General features: G+C 41.5%; 21 protein-coding genes. 12 read left to right on the top strand and 9 right to left on the bottom strand.

The window, feature by feature from the left end; genetic code table 11:
- Positions 1-2: 2 nt before the first annotated feature.
- Both FTU16_RS08885 and FTU16_RS08880 read left to right on the top strand, forming a co-directional pair.
- Positions 3-395, top strand: coding sequence for a hypothetical protein (locus tag FTU16_RS08885; protein ID WP_180004560.1), 393 nt, complete (start codon positions 3-5; stop codon positions 393-395).
- On the top strand, positions 396-764 hold the full coding sequence (locus FTU16_RS08880) for a hypothetical protein (protein ID WP_180010198.1): 369 nt from the start codon (positions 396-398) through the stop codon (positions 762-764). It begins immediately after the preceding gene.
- A gap of 21 nt (positions 765-785) precedes the next feature.
- Here FTU16_RS08880 and FTU16_RS08875 read toward each other — a convergent pair whose 3' ends face one another.
- Complete coding sequence (locus FTU16_RS08875; protein ID WP_168377881.1) at positions 786-1,298, bottom strand: peptidoglycan amidohydrolase family protein; 513 nt, start codon at positions 1,296-1,298, stop codon at positions 786-788.
- A 560-nt stretch (positions 1,299-1,858) separates the two neighbouring features.
- On the opposite strand from FTU16_RS08875, the gene thyA reads away from it, so the two are divergent.
- The 5 genes from thyA to msrA all read left to right on the top strand — a co-directional run bounded on the left by thyA (position 1,859) and on the right by msrA (position 5,638).
- Positions 1,859-2,701: a thymidylate synthase gene (gene thyA / locus FTU16_RS08870; RefSeq protein ID WP_180163099.1), complete on the top strand. Its 843-nt coding sequence runs from the start codon at positions 1,859-1,861 to the stop codon at positions 2,699-2,701.
- A 99-nt stretch (positions 2,702-2,800) separates the two neighbouring features.
- Positions 2,801-3,313 carry a dihydrofolate reductase gene (locus FTU16_RS08865; protein ID WP_168377882.1) on the top strand — a complete coding sequence of 171 codons (513 nt, stop codon included), beginning with the start codon at positions 2,801-2,803 and terminating at the stop codon, positions 3,311-3,313.
- A 27-nt stretch (positions 3,314-3,340) separates the two neighbouring features.
- The gene (locus tag FTU16_RS08860; RefSeq protein WP_168377883.1) at positions 3,341-4,411 is read left to right on the top strand and encodes a DUF4105 domain-containing protein; all 1,071 of its coding nucleotides are present in this window, start codon (positions 3,341-3,343) and stop codon (positions 4,409-4,411) included.
- An 84-nt stretch (positions 4,412-4,495) separates the two neighbouring features.
- A complete protein-coding gene (locus FTU16_RS08855; protein WP_168377884.1) occupies positions 4,496-4,954 on the top strand; it encodes an META domain-containing protein in 459 nt (152 codons plus the stop codon).
- Positions 4,955-5,113: 159 nt separating this feature from the next.
- On the top strand, positions 5,114-5,638 hold the full coding sequence (gene msrA, locus FTU16_RS08850; RefSeq protein ID WP_180163098.1) for a peptide-methionine (S)-S-oxide reductase MsrA: 525 nt from the start codon (positions 5,114-5,116) through the stop codon (positions 5,636-5,638).
- 86 nt (positions 5,639-5,724) lie between these two features.
- Here the strand turns inward: msrA and FTU16_RS08845 are convergent, their stop codons facing one another.
- The 5 genes from FTU16_RS08845 to FTU16_RS08825 form a co-directional block, all read right to left on the bottom strand.
- Positions 5,725-6,129, bottom strand: a complete 405-nt coding sequence (locus tag FTU16_RS08845; RefSeq protein ID WP_078189686.1) for a biopolymer transporter ExbD — start codon at positions 6,127-6,129, stop codon at positions 5,725-5,727.
- Positions 6,129-6,752 carry a MotA/TolQ/ExbB proton channel family protein gene (locus FTU16_RS08840; protein ID WP_168377886.1) on the bottom strand — a complete coding sequence of 208 codons (624 nt, stop codon included), beginning with the start codon at positions 6,750-6,752 and terminating at the stop codon, positions 6,129-6,131. The genes FTU16_RS08845 and FTU16_RS08840 overlap by 1 nt, the downstream gene beginning before the upstream one ends.
- A 30-nt stretch (positions 6,753-6,782) precedes the next feature.
- Complete coding sequence (locus tag FTU16_RS08835) at positions 6,783-7,547, bottom strand: TonB family protein (protein WP_180010194.1); 765 nt, start codon at positions 7,545-7,547, stop codon at positions 6,783-6,785.
- A gap of 210 nt (positions 7,548-7,757) precedes the next feature.
- Positions 7,758-8,624, bottom strand: a complete 867-nt coding sequence (gene purU / locus FTU16_RS08830; protein WP_078192727.1) for a formyltetrahydrofolate deformylase — start codon at positions 8,622-8,624, stop codon at positions 7,758-7,760.
- 79 nt (positions 8,625-8,703) lie between these two features.
- Positions 8,704-9,405 (bottom strand): TetR/AcrR family transcriptional regulator, encoded by a 702-nt coding sequence (locus tag FTU16_RS08825; RefSeq protein WP_078189690.1) that lies wholly within the window; start codon positions 9,403-9,405, stop codon positions 8,704-8,706.
- 116 nt (positions 9,406-9,521) lie between these two features.
- Here FTU16_RS08825 and FTU16_RS08820 point away from each other — a divergent pair, with 116 nt between their 5' ends.
- The 5 genes from FTU16_RS08820 (at position 9,522) to FTU16_RS08800 (ending at position 13,828) form a co-directional block, all read left to right on the top strand.
- Positions 9,522-10,970: a coniferyl aldehyde dehydrogenase gene (locus FTU16_RS08820; RefSeq protein ID WP_180163097.1), complete on the top strand. Its 1,449-nt coding sequence runs from the start codon at positions 9,522-9,524 to the stop codon at positions 10,968-10,970.
- A 162-nt stretch (positions 10,971-11,132) separates the two neighbouring features.
- Complete coding sequence (gene rpmB, locus FTU16_RS08815) at positions 11,133-11,369, top strand: 50S ribosomal protein L28 (protein ID WP_000048256.1); 237 nt, start codon at positions 11,133-11,135, stop codon at positions 11,367-11,369.
- Positions 11,370-11,381: 12 nt separating this feature from the next.
- A complete protein-coding gene (rpmG, locus tag FTU16_RS08810; RefSeq protein WP_001205031.1) occupies positions 11,382-11,537 on the top strand; it encodes a 50S ribosomal protein L33 in 156 nt (51 codons plus the stop codon).
- A gap of 142 nt (positions 11,538-11,679) precedes the next feature.
- Positions 11,680-13,398, top strand: coding sequence for a cation:proton antiporter (locus FTU16_RS08805; RefSeq protein WP_180073299.1), 1,719 nt, complete (start codon positions 11,680-11,682; stop codon positions 13,396-13,398).
- Between the two features lie 187 nt (positions 13,399-13,585).
- Positions 13,586-13,828 (top strand): hypothetical protein, encoded by a 243-nt coding sequence (locus FTU16_RS08800; RefSeq protein WP_078192731.1) that lies wholly within the window; start codon positions 13,586-13,588, stop codon positions 13,826-13,828.
- A 78-nt stretch (positions 13,829-13,906) separates the two neighbouring features.
- On the opposite strand, the gene FTU16_RS08795 is transcribed toward FTU16_RS08800, so the two are convergent.
- The 3 genes from FTU16_RS08795 to FTU16_RS08785 form a co-directional block, all read right to left on the bottom strand.
- A complete protein-coding gene (locus FTU16_RS08795; RefSeq protein WP_078192732.1) occupies positions 13,907-14,185 on the bottom strand; it encodes a hypothetical protein in 279 nt (92 codons plus the stop codon).
- 105 nt (positions 14,186-14,290) lie between these two features.
- The gene (locus FTU16_RS08790) at positions 14,291-14,794 is read right to left on the bottom strand and encodes a DUF6586 family protein (RefSeq protein ID WP_078189695.1); all 504 of its coding nucleotides are present in this window, start codon (positions 14,792-14,794) and stop codon (positions 14,291-14,293) included.
- 75 nt (positions 14,795-14,869) lie between these two features.
- Complete coding sequence (locus FTU16_RS08785; RefSeq protein ID WP_180010189.1) at positions 14,870-15,232, bottom strand: ASCH domain-containing protein; 363 nt, start codon at positions 15,230-15,232, stop codon at positions 14,870-14,872.
- Between the last annotated feature and the right edge of the window lie 158 nt (positions 15,233-15,390).

The following is a 15,390-nucleotide window of genomic DNA, read 5'->3' as shown; positions in this document are numbered from 1 at the left end:
CCATGCTTGAATTTTGGTTTAACCCCAGCGTTTCTGTACTTAAAAAAATCTTGTTTTTTATTGCGATGGTCGTACTGACCAGTGTTCTGTATTGGATGGAACCCCTAACACTTCAAGCCATTCTAATGTTCATGGGTACAGGCGTCATTTTCCTGATTTGTCGTTATTGCAAGATTCATTTTGCAGCAAAAAACCCAACAGGTTTGCTCTATCGTTTATTGACCTGGATACCGATTGCACTGCTGTTAGCATTGGTTTTTATCAACATGAATAAGGGTGAAATTTTGATTCCGGGTGCTCAAGGCATTGGCTTTATGGCTTTGGCGATCTGCCTGCTCTCCCCGATTTCTCTACTGAATAAAAACGAGAAAACTTCACCCCAAGGTAAAGTTTAAATGCTGACGTTTTGGTACTCTGAGCGCTGTAACCGACAAATCAAGCTCTTCATTTGTATCAGTACCTGTGTGCTTATTTTTCTATGCGCTGAACAAAAACAACTTGATCCCCGCTTTGCGGGCATAAGTTTAGCCATTGGTTTGATGATTGATCTGCTTTATAAGCTCAGACAAGACAAACTAAAAACACTGTCTCCGTCATTAAAATGGGGTTTGGCTAGTTTGCCAATTTTATGTTTAGTGTGCTTAATTTATTTTCTACCCAATGAGCAACGCTGGATTTTAGCGCTGCAATGTATGGGCTTTGCGGCAATTGGATTATTTATCGTCTCGATCTACAGTCAGCGTGCAAAAAGGTTTGAAGACTAACCTTTTTGCAGCCATGGGCTGTTAATCCGCTAAGCGGTAATAGCTGTATTTCACATTTGGAGTTCGATAGACCGCATAACCCGCTTGACGATAATCAGACACCCAATCCTTACCTGAATATGCTGCGATATGACCATAACGGCTACTTTGATTGCGGTCGATAATATAAATATCGCCTTTCTTTGGTCGATCAAACGCTAAATTAATTTTTTGATAACCAATTTTTTGTAATGTGCTGCCCCAATCTGCTGCGGCAACGGGGTGACCGTTAAAACGTGCCCCTGCGGACTCAAGTGCTAAACGAACACTGCGGGCACATTTCTGAGTACTTCTTTGGCGGGTAATGCCTTGTAAAAATCCAGTCAAACGATCGATATCGATACGCTGACCATTGCGGGATACCACATTTTTAGTCGCTGCTTTTTGAGTGGTATTGGACTTGCCCGTATTTTTACTCGCCTGAGAACGAATTATGATATTTGCCTGAACTGGAGCATGCACTTCACTCAAGTTTACATTGTGATCATAAGCCATTCTTTAACCCACACTCCCGCCTATATTTAGGCATTCAAAAATTTTAACGAGGGTGATAGTACCGCGTAAATCATGTTTTTTCATGTAAAAAATGTAAGATTTCTTAAACAAATCTTCACATTTAAATACGACCGTCTATTTTTAATTCAAATATATTTATTTTTGATATCAAACTCTTATTCAGAAATAATAGCCCAAAATCATCTCTTCACAATGAGAAAAATCACGTTTATTTTCTAATCAAACTTATCTGTATTTTTTTCAACGCTGCGAATGTAACATCGCTTAATATGTAAACAATAGAGCTTAAGTCTTCTAAGCTCATGCTTGATTTAACAGACATATAGTCTCGTTAACACTTGATGTAGTTGTTATGAATAGACGTCTTCAACTCAGAAAATCCAGCGCTTGTTGCCTACAAAATTTTCTCATCACCAAATAAACACCGTATGATTTTGATTTTTTAAACCTGACCATATTCAAGTACCCATCGCAGTTCCTTCCTCACGCAAAACAAGCTAATATGTGCCACAAGAAATTTAGCAAATTATGAGAGAGACATGCGCCAGTATTTAGACCTTTTACAACACATTCTCGACAACGGCGGCGACAAGGGCGACCGTACGGGTACGGGAACACGTTCTGTATTTGGTCATCAAATGCGCTTCGATCTTTCTCAAGGTTTCCCTTTACTCACCACCAAAAAAGTTCATTTCCGCTCTATCGTGATTGAACTGTTGTGGTTCCTTAAAGGCGATACCAATGTTCAATATTTGCAAGACAATAAAGTTTCCATTTGGGATGAATGGTCTACAGCAGAACAAACTGCGCGTTTTGGTCGTCCTGCTGGCGAATTAGGTCCTGTTTACGGTCATCAATGGCGTAATTTCGGTGCAACCCAAAAAGCCGATGGCCTATATGAACAAGATGGTTTTGACCAAATTAAATGGTTGGTCAATGAAATCAAAACCAATCCTAACTCTCGTCGTCTAATCGTGTCTGGTTGGAACCCAAATGAGGCAGGTAATGTTGCATTGCCACCATGCCATACCTTGTTTCAATTTTTTGTTCAAAACGGAAAATTATCTTGCCAATTATATCAACGTAGTGCTGACGTTTTCCTGGGTGTGCCGTTTAACATTGCCAGCTATGCCCTGTTAACACATATGATTGCGCAAGTTTGTGGTCTAGGTGTAGGTGACTTCGTTTGGACCGGTGGGGATACACATTTATATGCCAACCATTTCGAACAAGCGCAGTTGCAATTGACACGTGAACCAATGGGTCTGTGCCAATTAAAACTCAATCCTGAAATTACCGATCTTTTCGATTTTAAATTTGAAGATATTGAAATCGTAGGTTATGAATCACATCCTGCGATTAAAGCCCCTGTTGCGGTTTAATTTCAGAAATCCCAAGTGAAAAGCAAAATCCCGCTTTACCTCAAGCGGGATTTTGCATTCTAATAGACGACAAATAATTCGGCTATTTGAGTTCAAACTATGGCATTTCAAAATTTAGAAATCGTGCACGTTGTCGCTATGGATCAGCAGCGCTGCATTGGTAAAGGTAATGATTTGCCGTGGCATATATCTGCCGATTTACAGCACTTTAAAGCCATCACCCAAGGCGGTGTGGTGGTCATGGGACGCAAAACCCTAGAGTCTATGGGACGTACCCTACCGAAGCGTGTCAATTGGGTCATTACACGAGATAGCAATTGGTCATTTGAAGGCACCAAAGTCGCATATAGTATCGACGAGGCGTTAACGCAAGCTGTTGCTGATGTCGCGAGTTCAGAAAAACCAACGAGTTTGTTTATTATTGGTGGTGGTGAAATTTTTAAGCAAACCATCGGCATCGCAGACCGTTTAGAACTCACGCATGTTGAACTCGATGTTCAAGGTGATGCGCATTATCCTGAAATTCCTGCGGACTTTCAAAAAGTGGCGTCAGAACAACATATCGACGACAAAACTGGGATTGCTTTTGAGTTCGCAACTTACCGAAAATAAAGAAAAATCTTAAGCTAAAAGAAAAATATGCAACAGAGTGACCAACAAGCAATGTTCAAAAAAATAGGGCGAAGTATTCTTCATTCTCTATTTAGTGTGTTTGTCCTCTGTTCTTCGATTTGGCTCTGTGCCGCCCTGTGGATACAGCAACCGGCAGGCTGGTTAGGCAGCCGCATTATCATTGGGATCTGGATTGCTTTCGCCCTGAGCATTTTAGGCATCTATATTACCCAACACTTTTTTAGCCGTCGTAAAGATGTCTTGATTTATATTGTGGGCTTTATCTGTGGTCTATTTTGGTATTTTGGCATGGAAGCACGCCAAGATCGTGAATGGAATCCTGAAGTAGCAGAAATTCTACATTATGAAAAGCAAGGCAATCTTGTCACCTTGCACAATGTGCGTAATTTCGACTGGCATGCCGATGGCAGCTATACCCCGCACTGGGAAACCCGCCAATATGACCTGAGTCAAATCAATGGCGTCAACATCATTACCTCGTATTGGATGGGACCGCAAATTGCCCATACACTGGTCACTTTTGATTTTGCTGACCGACCACCGCTGACGTTTTCGATTGAAATTCGCAAAGAGAAAAATGAAGAATTCTCTGCGATTGGTGGTTTTTTCCGTAAATATGAACTGAGCCTCATTGCATCAGATGAAAAAGATATTATCTATACCCGCAGCAATACACGCGGAGAACAGGTCTATTTCTTCCCCGTAAACATGCCAAAATCTGAAATGCAGGCGCTGTTTATTGAATATCTACATAAAGCCGATGAACTGCAGACTCAACCCAAATGGTACAACACACTCACTAGTAATTGTACAACACTGGTGTTTGACATGATTCAAGCGGTTTCCAAACATCAACTTCCAACCGATTACCGCTTATTTGCATCCGGTTATTTGCCGAATTATTTGCACGACCTCCATGCCATAGACCAAAATTGGGATATGAAAACATGGTATCAAAAAGCCCATGTTAACCCCCGCGTCTCTCAAATTAAGCAACTGAGCAGTGAACAATATTCCAAATTAATTCGACAAGGTTTGCCGCATTCACAGTCTAATCCAAGCGCCAATCAATTGTAATTCTTAAATATTGATACAAATATGGCTAGCTTATCTGTGCGATATTTGCTTAGATAATTGAAATGCTTCCACGGGGAAATTCCGATGCTAAAACAAATATTTGTTGCTGCAACTTTGGTTTCAACTTTAGTGGTGACAGGCTGTGAAAGCATGCCTGCACAAGACAACACCATAACTGAAAATTTAAACCTATTACAAAACCGTACTTGGATTGCCACTCAGATTGGCAACACCCCAATCAAAACAGCACCCAATGCGCATAATATTCCAAGCATTCAATTCGATGCGGCTTCAAAACGTGTCTCAGGTGCAGATGGCTGTAATCGTATAATGGGCGGCTATAATGCTGGCAAAGACACCATAACGTTTGGCCCGATTGCAGCGACACAGATGGCTTGTCTCAATAACAATGGGCTAGACCGACAGTACCATGCAGCACTCGAAAAAGTAACGCATTATCAAGTATTTGGAAAAACATTGAAATTACTAGACCGTCATGGCAATTTATTAATTCAATATGAAAGCGCTGTTCAACCGCGTTAAATCATTTTAAAAGTCTGCTTCGGCAGACTTTTTTATTCACTGTTCAGTCATGCCAGAGACATTTAATGCACATAAACTTGTGATTAGTATACAGACGTACATTGCAGTTTTTAGCTATAACCCCATATTAAACATCAGGGAACAAGATAGGATTTCACTATGCAACAAGCGGTATTTGGTGGTGGATGCTTTTGGTGTGTAGAAGCAGTTTTTCTACAACTTCAGGGCGTGCAAACAGTTGTCAGTGGTTATGCAGGGGGAATTACTCAGCATCCAAGCTATGAGCAAATCTGTGAGGGAAATACCCAACATGCAGAAGTCATTCAGATCAATTTTGATGACAGCCAAATCAGTTTTAGCCAATTGCTGGATGTATTTTTCGCAACCCACGATCCAACCACGCTGAACCGTCAAGGCAATGATGTCGGCACACAGTATCGATCAGTGATTTTCTATCAGGACGAATCACAAAAGCAAATCGCTGAACAACGTATTGAAGAATTAAAAGCTGAAGGCGTCAATATCGTGACTGAACTGAGTCCAATGCCAACCTTCTACCCTGCCGAAGAATATCATCAGAACTTCTTTGCACGTAACCCAAACCAAGGTTATTGTAATTTTTCAATACCACCTAAACTCATGAAATTACGTAGCAAATTTCAAGACCTACTCAAACCTGAGTGATCTAATTAAACGGCATCTATTTTCAAAATAAAGACATAAAAAAAGCGACATTTCAGTCGCTTTTTTTAGTTATCTTTGCTCAGTGCTTAGTTATCACTGGCAAAGGCGATATCGCTGAGTCCGGCTCCACTCGCACGCGACATCACTTGCGCAACTGTGTCATAACGTGATTCTTTATCAGCTTTTAAGACCAATGCAGGCTTACGTTCTTGCTGACCAGCTGTATTTAGACGACTTTCTAAATCTTCGAGCGTGACAATATCACCATTCCAAGCGATATCACCCGCTGAGTTAATGCTGATAGTTACGCTTTCAGGCGGCAGATCAATCACTTCTGCAGTCGTTTGTGGCAAGGTTAATGGAATTGATGGGTTGGCAACAGTCGCAGTCACCAAGAAGATGATCATCAATACCAACATAATATCGATGAGCGGAATGAGGTTCATCTCATTCATGCCAGCATCGTTGTCTTCACCCAATTGAAAAGCCATTAAGCTTGACCTCCAGCTAAACTTTGCTGCGCAGTTTTCACGTCTTCTTTCTTCGCAGCAGAATCTTGCTGCAACATGGTGTCAATCAATAAACCATGTGCTTGATCTTGCAATTCATTCGACAGTGTACGGTTAAAACGAACACAGATGTTATAAGCCAATACCGCAGGAATCGCCACAGCCAAACCAAGACCGGTCATGATCAAAGCTTCACCGACTGGAGTTGCCACTTGCGCTAAACCCGCTTGACCGCTTTTACCCACTGCTACAAGGGCATGGAAAATACCCCACACTGTACCGAACAAACCTACGAACGGTGCAATTGAAGCAATCGTACCCAATACAGATACGCCTTTTTCAGCATTAGCTTTTTCTACCGAAATTTGACGTAGTAATGCTTGTTCAGCCACAGCCTTACGTTGTTCAAAAGCCAAAGGAGCAAATTTCGCTTTCAGTTTGCTTAGTGCATCTGCAAGGTGGTTATATGCCACTTGCTTGAGCTGACGTGTGCCCATAATACGAAGAACGAAGATCGTCCAAGTCGCAATCGACATTGCAAGTAACACGAAATACAGTGTTTTGCTGACTGCATCTGCATGTTGCCAATAAACTGAAAAGTTCATATTCGAACTCCTAATGGGTTAGCCGGAATCTTAATTAAGTTTAAAGTTAAATGGTTGATCAACTCGCGTCGGAGTTGCCACACCATTATCAATATATTTGGATAAACGTGCACGCTTCACTGCAGCAGTCACTTTACGGTTTACAGCAGCGCCACAAGTCGAGTTTTTAATCGTTGCTGATTCGACTTTACCTTCAGCACTTGCTGCAATCGCAACTTCAACTGTACACGACGCTTTTAATTCACCATCTTCAAATTGAACATTAGGTTTCTTAATCCAACTGACACCATTACCGATGCTGACTATTTTAGGTGTCGGTGGCGCAGGTGGTGCTGGAGGCGCAGGTGGTGGTGCAACAGGTGCCGGAGGTGTTGGTTCAACACGAACGACTTTCGTTTCAGAAACCACAGTTGAAACAACAGGTGTTGGTGGTACGTTTTTGACCGCTTCAACAGTTGGTTTCGGCGCATCTTTCTTTTTCACCTGTTCCACTTTTTCCACTTTCTTCGGTGGAGGTGGTAAAGGCTTATCTACAATTTTAACTTCTTTTGGCTTTGGTGGCTCTTTCTTCGGTTCTGGTTTTGGCTTCGGAGGTTCAGGTTTTTTCTCTTCAACAATCTTCACAAAGCGAACTTTAATCGGATCTTTTTCGATCGGTTTAAGTTCTGGTGCTTTCATATTGCTGACCGCCCACAATACCCCCATATGCCCTACCACAACAGCGAGAAGCGCAGTAATGATTTTCTTTTTCATCGGGTTAGGTGATTGCATCATTGGAGCGGGAGATTGACTCATTAAACTCAGTTACCTTGAAGAAGCGATTGCATTTATTTTGTCAAAAATACAATCATGCTCATCGGTTAGCACAATTAAAGTACGGCAATAATAAATGAGAAGTGTTTTCATTTGCAACTATTAATTCGTCAGATTTAATGACTTTTTTTAATCATAATATAAAAAAGGCATACCTAAAGTATGCCCTTTTATTCAAAAATTCATCTCGTTTTATTGAAATACAACAGTTTTATTACCATCGACAATAATACGATCTTCAAGATGCCATTTGACTGCACGTGCGAGTACATTACGCTCTACGTCCTGACCTAACTCACGCAATTGTTCAACGGTAAAGTCGTGACTGACACGCTCTACGTCTTGCTCAATAATCGGACCTTGGTCAAGATCAGCAGTCACATAGTGCGCTGTTGCACCAATCAGTTTCACGCCTTTTTCATGCGCTTGCTTATATGGGTTCGCACCAACAAAGGCTGGGAGGAATGAATGGTGAATGTTGATCACTTTCATCTCCCACTTTTGAACAAATTCTTCGTCTAAAATTTGCATATAACGAGCAAGAACCAATAAATCATTGCCTTGCATCAATTGATCAATTTGCTCATAAGCTTCACGTTTGTTTTCTTTGTTTACAGGAACAACTTCAAACGGAATACCGAAATTTTCTACAGATTCACGTAAAGCATCGTGGTTAGACACGACTTTGGTGATTTCACATGGCAAACCACCACGTGCATGACGCCACAACAGTTCAAGCAATGCATGGTCAACTTTAGACACCAAGATACCGACTTTCTTCACATCACTGACTAAAGCTAAACGCCAGTGCATGTTGTAACGCTCAGCAACATTGCTCGCAAATGTTTGAGTTAGACTTTCTTTACGGCTTTGTAAATTGTCCAATTCGAACTCAACACGCATGAAGTATCGCCCCCCTTGAGCTTCAGTCGCGTATTGATCAAGTGCGGTAATATTTGCTCCCTGATGATACAAAAAGCTCGATACAGCTTGCACAATCCCCGGTTTATCTTCACAGGTAATGAGTAAGCGTGCTGTGTTAGCGGTCGACATATTCATGTTGGTTTATATCACTAATCAGTTAAATTGAAAAAAGAGCCGAGTATTCTAACGCTTTTTAAAGCCAGACTAAATAGTCTTATTCAGTAACCTGATGCTTTGCGTTTGAAAGACTTGCAAATAAGTCCGACGGCCCTAAAGTTTCGAGCAATCGCTCATAGGTTTCACGGCTTTCACCACGTAGATATGCACCTTCTAAGAACACCATTTGTCGTAGTGCTTGCCACACCCACTTTTCTTCCAAAGTGTTTGAGTCAGTAATATGGCCAGACATATAAAGGAAGTTGGTCCAGTTGGTCAGCACGATCCACAAGTTAATGGTTAAGGCCTCAATTTCAGAATCGGTCATCTGCATTAAGCCTGCGTCAACAAAGGCACGATAAATTTTCTGCCCTTGTTGCATGACTTGACCGGCAAAACGTGGATACATTTTGCGGAAATCTTCATTATTTTCGACCAAGTGATAAACATCACGATGTAAAAAGCGATAAGCCCATAATTGGCTACTTAACACTTGGAAATAGCGAATTTTATCATTGGCATCAAGCTGACGATCATCAGGAAGCGCTAACATTTCTAGCGTTTCATGCTGATATTGCTCCATTAATTCCTTAATAATTTCACTTTTATTTCGGAAATGGTAATACAAGTTACCTGGGCTCATTCCCAGTTCAGCAGCAATATGATTGGTTGTCACTGAACGCTCGCCACGCTCATTAAACAACTGCAAACTCAGCTGCAAAATACGTTCTTTCGTTTTTAAGGTTTTGGTGTGAGACATCCTAAAACAACCATTTATTTCAAAGCATTAGAACACTAACACATAAAGTAACTTGACTATTTAGAGTATTTACTCTAAAAATTAATTAATCGCTAATTTGGATATGGTCGTGCGACATGAATAGTCAGACAAAAACAACTTCAATGACACCACATTCTTTTGATCACCAGCATCTCAACAATATGTTGGAACAGCAGAAACAAGCGTATTTACGTTACCCATTGCCTACAGCGAAGGAACGTATTGACCGTTTGGCTCGGCTTAAGCGTATCTTAGTTAAGTATCAAGATCAATTTGCTGATGCAATTAATCAAGACTATGGTAACCGTTCTATCGGTGAAACCAAGATTGGTGAGTTACTTACCTGTCTTGAACACATCAAATATTATAGCAAGCATTTGACAGACTGGATGAAACCATCCAAACGCCATGTCGGGATTATTCACCAACCTGCAAAAGCATGGGTGCAATATCAACCACTTGGTGTCGTCGGCATTATTACGCCATGGAACTACCCACTGCTTCTTTCTATAGGCCCACTGATTTGTGCTTTGGCTGCGGGCAACCATGCCATGATCAAAATTTCGAGTGCCTCTACGGCATTTGGTGATGTGCTCGAAAAAGCCCTCGCAGAAGCATTTCCTCAAGAATTGGTCGCAGTCGTCAACGGTGGTGGCCCAATTTCAGATGCGTTTAGTCACCTTGCCTTCGACAAAATGATTTTTACTGGCTCGACCAATGTCGGTAAAACCGTCATGGCGGCAGCGTCTGAAAATTTAGTTCCGGTGATTTTAGAATTAGGCGGAAAGTCACCTGTATTGGTTCATCCGTCTATTGACCTAGCAGATGTCGCACAGCGTCTTGCTGTTGGTAAACTTTGGAATGCAGGTCAAACTTGTGTTGCACCTGACTATGTGTTCTTACCTCGTGGTAAAACGGCTGAATTTTTAGATCACTATAAAGTGTGCGTTGAAGCCATGTACCCAAGTATTGCCCATAATCAGGACTACACCTCGATTATTAATGACAAGCAGTACAACCGCCTACAAGGTTATTTAGAAGATGCACGTGATCAAGGCGCACAAATCATCAGTTTTAACCCACAAAATGAAGATGTGGATGCTGTACGTAAAATTGCACCTACTGTTTTAACCGGTGTCACTCCAGACATGCAAATTATGCAGCATGAAATCTTCGGTCCGATCCTTCCGATCATGGAATATGATCAAATTGACGAGGTTATTGCTTTTATTAATAGCCGTCCTCGTCCACTTGCTTTATACTATTTCGACTTTGATCAGGCACGTGCCGACTATGTCGCAACACGTACCCATTCAGGACATTTCGGACAAAACACGGTATTAACCCATGTTGCTCAAGATGACCTGCCGTTTGGCGGTGTGGGGGCTTCGGGTATGGGTAAATATCATGGTCCAGAAGGTTTCTTCAGTTTGTCGCATGAACGCTCGGTGATGTCGAATCCAAAACTCTATAGTTTGAAATTCATTCTTCCACCGTTCAATAAGCCGATCCACAAACTGATTTCGAAGACACTTCTTCGATAAACGATCAAGGCATGAACGATCACACTAGGTGATCGTTCGTTTTATGCAAAATCGCTTGTCTTTTAAGCGCATTTTTGATATAAAACGCCCCTTGAATGAATTCAATGTTTTTTTTGACTGGCCATACAGATTTGCTGTTGGCTAAATCAATGGAGTTACACCATGTCTAAGGTTTGCCAAGTTACCGGCAAGCGTCCAGTCGTTGGTAACAACGTCTCACACGCCAACAACAAAACTAAACGCCGGTTCGAGCCGAACCTGCATCACCACCGTTTTTGGTTAGAAAGCGAAAAACGTTTCGTACGTCTTCGTCTAACTACTAAAGGTATGCGTATTATCGACAAATTGGGCATCGAAAAGGTTGTTGCTGACCTACGTGCTCAAGGTCAAAAGATCTAAGGAGCTACGAACATGCGTGATAAAATTCGCCTAGTTTCTTCTGCTGGTACAGGTTATTTCTACACTACCACTAAGAACAAACGTACTATGCCGGAAAAAATGGAAATCAAAAAATTTGATCCAAAAATCCGTCAACACGTAATCTTCAAAGAAGCTAAAATCAAATAATTTTAGTTTTTTGAAAAAAACGACCTACTTAGGTCGTTTTTTTTTGCATTTTTTTTATTCGAATTGCTAAACTTTCAAAATGCTTTTTGGCACTTTTTGTGCTTGTCTTTTTTACCCTTAACTTAGGCTTAAGGAGTTTTTAGTGCCTCATGATGTAGAACTCATAATATTACTTGCTGTTGGCTTTGGTTTTGCCTTAATTTTTGGCTATATTGCTGCACGCCTGCGACTTCCTCCCCTCATCGGCTATCTGATTGCCGGTATTATTATTAGCCCAAACACACCAGGGGTAGTTGGCGATATCCATCTCGCTAACCAATTGGCCGAACTCGGTGTCATGTTCCTGATGTTTGGCGTGGGTATGCACTTTTCACTCAATGATTTGATGCAAGTCCGTCGTATTGCCCTCCCCGGTGCCATTTTACAAATTGCAGTGGCGACCTTACTCGGTATGGGAATTTCCATGCTTTGGGGCTGGAGCATGGGTTCAGCTTTAGTGTTTGGCTTAAGTTTGTCGTGTGCAAGTACTGTCGTTCTACTCAAAGCCTTAGGTGATCGAGGCTTGCTCAACTCCGTCAATGGTAAAATTGCCGTGGGTTGGCTCTTGGTTGAAGACTTGGTGATGGTTTTGGTCCTCGTCCTTCTGCCTGCTACTGCCGTACTCCTTGGCGGCCAACCGCTCACAGAAAGCAGTGCTGATGAAAATATTTGGCTGACCTTAGGTCTAACTTTACTCAAAGTTGCTGGCTTTATTGCCTTCATGCTGATCATTGGTAAACGTTTAGTGCCAATGATTATGCAAGTGGTTGCACGCTTAGGCTCACGTGAATTATTCACGCTCACCGTGGTTGCAGCAGCCGTGTCTATTGCCTTTGGTGCCTACAAGGTATTTGGTGTATCCATGGCACTGGGCGCATTTTTTGCCGGCATGGTGGTCAAAGAGTCTGACTTTAGTCACCGTGCAGAAGAAGAAACCCTTCCGCTTCGTGAAATTTTTTCGATTCTGTTTTTCGTCTCCGTTGGCATGCTGTTTGATCCACGGATCTTGATTGAACAACCGCTTCACGTCTTAGCTGTGGTCGGCATTATCATGATTGGTAAGACCATAGCTGCAATGGCATTGGTGTTGTTCTTCCGCTACCCCATCAATACCGCATTAACCGTTGGGGCAAGCTTGGCGCAAATTGGTGAGTTCTCATTTATTTTGGCGACCTTAGGTGTATCTCTAAACCTCCTTTCTATGGAAGGACAAAACCTGATACTGGCAGGTGCCTTAATCTCGATTACACTCAACTCATTTGTATTTTCAGCCATCGAGCCTATGCAGCGACTCATCCGTGAGCGCTCGAATTTGGCCCGATTACTGGAACGTAGTAGTGACCCATTAGCTATGTTGCCGGATGAGGTCTCACAGGATTATCTACGTGATCAGGTGGTACTAATTGGTCATGGTGAAGTCGGTCGTCGTATTACCCGTGAATTAATGAATGAAAACATTAAAGTGGTTATTGCTGAAGAAAACCGTGAAATCGTGGAAAACTTGCGGGAAAAAGGCATCGCTGCGGTATCCGGTGTAGCAACAGAACCGGGTGTTTTAATTCAGGCCCATATTCAACACGCACGCCTTTTGGTCATTTCACCTATGGATATTTTAGATATTCATAAAATTGTCGATATTGCCAAAATGCTGAATCCTTCTATCCAAGTATTGGTGTGTGCGGAAAGTAAAGAAGAAGCTGAAGTCATTCGTCGTGACAATATCGGTGAGGTTTATTATGCCAAAGAGGAAATGGCGAAAAATATGAGCAATCATATTTTAAATCAAATCCAAATTGCCCATCACCAAACTCCGACACACTAAACTAAGTGCCTAATTAAGTTCTTATGAGCAAAACCCAAAAGGCGATGCATTAAAGCATCGCCTTTTTTTAATTGATATAATTCAGTAATTTTAAAATTACAAATAATTGAATTTAAAAAACATATTGATAAAATGAGCATCAAACGAAGCATCATGTTAAATACTTCAAACAAGAAACGAGAAAAACATGTACATCCTCTATTTAGGCCTTGCCATTATTTTAATTGGCGGTCTGGGCTTTCTCATCGCTGCATTTAAAACCAGTATTTTATGGGGACTGGGCTGTCTATTGTTTTATCCCATTTCCATCGTCTTTCTGATTCTGTATTGGCAAGATGCCAAAAATCCTTTTTTCTTACAGCTCATCGGGGTCTTTATTGTATTTTTAGGTTCGATACTGATCTCACCTACTGAACTGGGCACAGTCTAAGTGTCATTTTGGGCATAAAAAAACGCACCGAAAGGTGCGTTTTCATTATCATGATCCGCAAAGTCAGCAGCTATATGATTAGCTCATATATTTGGGCTTTTCATCAACCACTTCGGCATGCCATTCATCCACTTGTTTTTCTAACAAACCAAACAATGCAGCCTGAATCATTTGCTGAGCGATCACACTCATTTGATCGCCCAAAATATTGCGTAATTCTTCATTGAATTGGATAGTCACCAAAGGCTCTTTTTCTGAGCCTGCATTACGCAATGCCAACTCACCACCTTCCAATTGAACCAGCTCTAAAATTGCTTCCTGGTTCCCAAAGAGTTCTTTCAACTGTTCTATAGACATATATCCCTCCATGCGCAACATGGTGATAAAGGCATCTGCACTTTGTATTACTTAGATAATCTTATATCGGGTTAAATAAATTTATTTCAAGTAGCAATAGTCCAATTAGAACTCCACCATCTCGTTACGAAATCCATCAATTAATTGAGTTAGATCACGATGCCATTCACGCAAAATAGCGGTATCTGGCAACCATGCTTGCGGTGTTTGGGTAACTTTAATAATTAAATTTGAAGACGTTTCATCTTCTGGCTCTGGTGCAGACGGTTCAGGTGCATATTGACACATACGATGTGCGCGTTTCAGCTCTGCAATAAAGCCCTGCTTTGCCAATTGCTGCATAACAGTCACTTCAGGTGATACCTGACCTTTTTCAGCCATCAGCGTTTCAATCGACTTTAACGTGGGCGCAGGATCATTTAAACGATAGTAACGCACCAACTCTTGTAAAAACGCAAGTACTGCACCATGCAAATGAAAAACTGCTGCTTCGCGATAAGCCTGAGCTTGTTGAACATGATCGGTCTGCTCAGCTTGCTGACATGCAAGACGGGTAAAATATAACTTTTGATTGGTACGATCAGCATGAAAGCGAGCAACACGAGACATGAACAATTCCCTAAATTTTGGCATTTTTCTACATGAATAAGCTTAAACGGATTTTTAGGAAATTCACAATAAATATTATGGATGATCGATTTCAATTAAATAAATGTCACGCTTGGCAGGAACAGGCATATCCCAATGGATCATCCTGATATTTTCTAGACGCCAAGCCCAATATCCTGCTGCCCAATATGTCGCCTGCGCTTGCTCTATCTCATTTTCAGTCCATGCATGAACGTCATACACATCGACCATCGCCACCGCACGTCCAAAATCTTCTTCTCCGCTTTCATGTAAGTAGCGTTGATTTTCCACGATCACTAAATCTTTTAAAGGCAAATGTTCGGGCTGCCATGAGCGGACTTCAAGCGTTTTAAGCCCACACGCAATGTTCGAACCAGATGGCGCAACAATAGACAAAGCCGAGTAGCGTTTTTTCATAGATCACCGATAAAAAAAGGAGCGTTACGCTCACTGCTGTCCCACAAAAATCACAAGAGGAACCTCAATTGAGGTTCCTCTTGTTTTATCACCCTCTTGTCTGGTGAGAATAGCGATTTCAAATACTTCCTTTCGAATAAGTTCACTTGGATAATTCT

Origin of the sequence: Acinetobacter sp. YH12069 (assembly GCF_013419675.1) — a bacterium.
Classification (GTDB): Bacteria; Pseudomonadota; Gammaproteobacteria; order Pseudomonadales; family Moraxellaceae; genus Acinetobacter; species Acinetobacter amyesii.
The sequence above is the reverse complement of the archived record's forward strand: the minus strand, read 5'-3'. Positions and strand labels throughout refer to the sequence as shown.